Source organism: uncultured Gimesia sp., from assembly GCF_937910335.1.
In the GTDB taxonomy this organism is placed as follows: domain Bacteria; phylum Planctomycetota; class Planctomycetia; order Planctomycetales; family Planctomycetaceae; genus Gimesia.
This window is the reverse complement of record NZ_CALEMX010000214.1, coordinates 1-4,094: the sequence shown is the minus strand read 5'-3', so window position 1 is coordinate 4,094 and position 4,094 is coordinate 1. Positions and strand designations below refer to the sequence as shown.

General features: G+C 46.7%; 3 protein-coding genes. 1 reads left to right on the top strand and 2 read right to left on the bottom strand.

Going from position 1 to position 4,094, the window contains the following annotated elements; translation table 11 throughout:
• The first annotated feature begins 581 nt into the window (after positions 1-581).
• Positions 582-743, top strand: a complete 162-nt coding sequence (locus Q0668_RS08290) for a hypothetical protein (protein ID WP_298862674.1) — start codon at positions 582-584, stop codon at positions 741-743.
• An 88-nt stretch (positions 744-831) separates the two neighbouring features.
• On the opposite strand, the gene Q0668_RS08285 is transcribed toward Q0668_RS08290, so the two are convergent.
• Together Q0668_RS08285 and Q0668_RS08280 are read right to left on the bottom strand one after the other, a co-directional pair.
• Positions 832-1,848, bottom strand: coding sequence for a hypothetical protein (locus tag Q0668_RS08285; protein ID WP_298862671.1), 1,017 nt, complete (start codon positions 1,846-1,848; stop codon positions 832-834).
• A gap of 128 nt (positions 1,849-1,976) precedes the next feature.
• On the bottom strand, positions 1,977-4,094 hold a 2,118-nt coding region (locus tag Q0668_RS08280), incomplete at its 5' end, for a HEAT repeat domain-containing protein (protein WP_298862668.1).

Sequence of the window (4,094 nt, the reverse complement as noted above, 5' to 3'; positions counted from 1 at the left end):
CAGATAAGACTGATTCCCGCCCCGATCTTTAAAACATCACTAGTTTAATCCAGGGCTGATTTATAACGTTAATAATCCTCGACGGCGTCCGCTGCCTCAGTTTATCATAACCGCAACGCATCCAAAGTTTAAACTCAAAACAAGAATTAGTTTGTCAGTTCGGAGTGATCTGATTACTGTGGATCAGAATGACTCGTATCGACAGTCACATTGACACTCCCTGGATAAATGGCGTATTAATTCATGAACAAGGTGACCAGAACATATCTGGATCAAATCGCTTCTGATGATAGTGAGACCCAACATCTGGCATTTCTCAGTCTAATAAAAGAAACAAATCAGTCATCTGAGTGGGCTTATGATAGCTGGGAGAGCTGGACACAAAACTAAGCCACAAAAATAATCGCCATAGAACCATTGACGCATTGCTACTCTGTAATCTGATGAAAAGTAACACCAAAAAAACGGTATAAACATTTCTGGCCCTACTTGACGTCACCAGAGACGTACACTTCGTCACCGCCGGGCACACCATTCAGTCACTTTGGAAAGTGGGAGCCGCAGGAAAGGAACAGCTTGAGTTGTTTCTGGAAGGGGTTGAATTCCATTTTAAAGAATGTGCAGCCGAGAAAAACTGGACGTTGATCCGATATGACTTTCTCCAGGGGCTCAGAACACTCTATAACCAGCTTCAGGACCAAGAGATCAAGAAACTGGCGAAAGAATTAATCGAAATCGAATAAGAGCCCAAGTATCAAAAAAAGTATAAGACGCTGTGGAACTGATGTTTAAAATACTTTGCAGAAATGCGTTTCACACCGTTATGTTCCATTAAAAAGCACGATCTGAACGGGAACGTTTTGCGGGAGGGGATTCGATGCGTCGCCCCACACCTCCGCCTCCGGGATGCTGAGGAGTGCCCTGAATACGTCGAGGTGCTCCAGCTGGAGTCGTGTTCTTTTGAATGACTACGTCTGGAATCCGCAGTCGATCTCGATCCAGCTTCTTGTCAAAATATACCGACTGTTCGCCGAATATTTCTCTGGTAATTAGATCTTGAAAGCTGACTCGCACTGTACCGTCTTGATTTACTGCTTTTACAATACAATCTTCCCAAAAGTCATGAGCGCCGATCCCCTGCAACTGCATCCCTTCTGTCAGTTTTGTTTCCGCTGTCACAGGAGAATACCCGTCTTTAAAGGCACCTTTTTTCGCTTTCTCCAGACTCAATTTTTGGGCATATTTCACACCTGCACTTTTTGCGTTATCGACCAGTTGAGTCACATAATATTTAAAAGCAGCGTTTCCCTTGAGATGATTAATTTCTTCCCGTAGAAGAGATTCGTGCTTAGAGCGTAATTGGCCGACTTCCCGAGAAATTTTATGCATACTTTCGCGAATTTCTGGCGCGAGTTTTAGATGCTCCTGGATCTCATCATCTTCTTCGATGATATTCCAGTCATTGTATTCAAAAGAAATTATCGCCAGTTCTTTTGTGATCTCATTCAATTGGGGAACAGCCGCTTTTGCCTGTTCTTTATCTTGAAAAGAGGCAATTAAATTAAGCTGCTTCTTTTGATAATACTTCAGGTCCGTTAATAGTTTCTCGGGAGATCTGTCCATGCCGACCGCCACACCGAGATCTCTCCAGTCGAAGAAGAACATACCGCTGACGACAGCAAAGACCACAACAACGGCCACTATCGACTTTAGAATAAGCGTATCATTGACAGTCTGTTGACTCCTTTTGCTACCCGAGGATTTCTTTCGCCTGCGAGGAGCCTCTACTCCCTCTTCCATGGAATTTTTCGGTCTGCGTCTTCGACGTCGGGGAGGCGGTGTACTCAAGGTATCAGGACTTTACTGTAACGGACGAAAAAATCATTCACCTCTGTCCAAGTCTACACAACGATGCTATCGAAATTCACTGAACAGTGTCAATGGTGACCTTCCCCGATGCAGGCATAGGCAATCGTTTACTTCCCGTTCACAATCGCGACTTGCGCCGGTGAATTTTTTGGGTCGAGTAACTCCAGACGCAGCACGTTACGTTCGGAAGTCAGGTCAATCGCGAATGTCAGGCGGTGCGTGCCTTTGGTGAGGTCCAGTTCGGTCTCCGGTTTGAGAACCACCGGTTTTTCGGCGATCCACATTTTCAGACCATCCACCGAATTGAATTTTAATATCGTTTTACCGGGTGAAGATGCTTCGAGTTCACAACGCACAAAGGCGGCTCCTGTAGCACGGTTAGAAATATGTAGTTTACCGATCTCGTCAAAGTTTTTGACGGGCAAATTACCGTTCACCTGACTGTAGACTGGTTCCCAAACGAACGCAGGGTTTTCGGTAGCGGCTGTCGCGTGTCTCGTTCTTCGGATCGCGTGCATTGCCTGGGGAGTCCCTTTCATAACACGCCAGCGTCGCACGACACGCTCTTTACCCACTCTGTATGCTTCCGTTTTTCCCAACTCGGAAAGAAAGCGAGTCAAATCAATCAATTCTTGCTGAGTCAGTTTATCGAGCAAACCGACTGGCATCAAAGATGCGGCTGGTGCTTCTTCATCAATCTGGTCCAGCGGAATATTCATGATGTTATCATTGACATCTCGTAACACCAGCTGACTGTCGGTGCGACGCACCAAAACACCGGAGAACACTTTCCCCTGATCTGTAACAACAGTCACTGCATTGTAATTTTCTTTGACTTTTTTATTGGGATTCAACAAAGAATCGACAATGTAGTCCAACTGCGCACTCCCGCCGAGGCTGATCATATCGGGCCCCACTTTACCGCCAGCGCCTCCAATCGCGTGGCATTTCAGACAAGATAAATCCGCTCTACGAAAGATGGCTTCGCCTCGCTTTGCGTCCCCCTTAGTTTTGACAGCACTGACCATACTTGCCATTTCTTTCGGCGAGAGATTCACTGCTTGCGGCGCGCCGCTGGTTAAGCCTCCCGCCACAGCAATGGCTTTTGCCAATTGTGGGTTGGCACGACCGGATGACTGTATTAATCGCCCCAGTTGTATGGCGGTGTCTTTGGAGATGGTTTTTCCTTTGAGTGCGTTGACTAAAACCCCCGCGCCCCCTTTTCTCTGCACAAAGATATTCGACAGTGCGGAAAGCTGCGTAGATGAAGTAATCTCTTTCATCAAGCTCACCGTTTGTTTGGCAGCAAGATTGAGATTCATTTCCGCCAGTGCGGCAACAGATGCAATGCGAAGATCTTGTAAATCACTGTCGATACTCAGATTCTCTAGAAGATCCTGATTCTCTACGCCTCCCAAGCGGGCTAATGCAAAGAGACACGATTTTCGTAGCTCTAAATTGGTCTGATCCGATTGTGCCAGATCACGAATTGGCGTTTGTAATGATTCAATTTTCCAAAGCCCCGCACAATCGATGGATGCCTGCTGTACTGGAAGACTCTGCGAGGTAAACAAATTCTGCAGTGCAAACAAATTCTTCAGTGCTAGTGGATCACCCGCTGGCCGCACTTTTCTTGCTTGAAACGCCTGGGCCAACGCTCGCAGGATGGTTGCTTTCTGTGGATCCGTCGTTTCTGGTTTCGTTGCCAGTGCAAACAATTGCTGTAAATCTTTGGCATTGCCGAATTTTCCCACTAAGTTCAGACTGGTTTGTAATTCACTATCGGGAATCTGGCCGGTTTGAATCAGTTTTGTGATCACAGGTGCAACTTCCGGTGAATTGACAGCCTTTAAAGCAAACAAAAGCTTGCGCGGATTTTTCTGTAATGTGGAATTTCCTTGAAGCACCTGTGGGAGCCAGATCGATTTCGTTTCACGTGTCGTTAACCAGAGGGCATACTCCAGAAATTCATCTACCGGATGATCCAACGCCTGATAAGCGTCGGTTAAAACTGTTGGTTGGTTGAAGAATGAGAGCGCACGCACCGCTTCCAGGCGAACCCTTGGATGGGCATCATTGGCTAAAGGTGCGATCAATTGATAGGATTCGGGAATCTGGTCCTTCCAATGCCGGGCAACACGAATGGCAGCCGCACGTGCTCTGCCATCTTTGGACTTCAAACAACGCGTTAACAGTTCCGGCTGCACACTATTAATACATTGTGC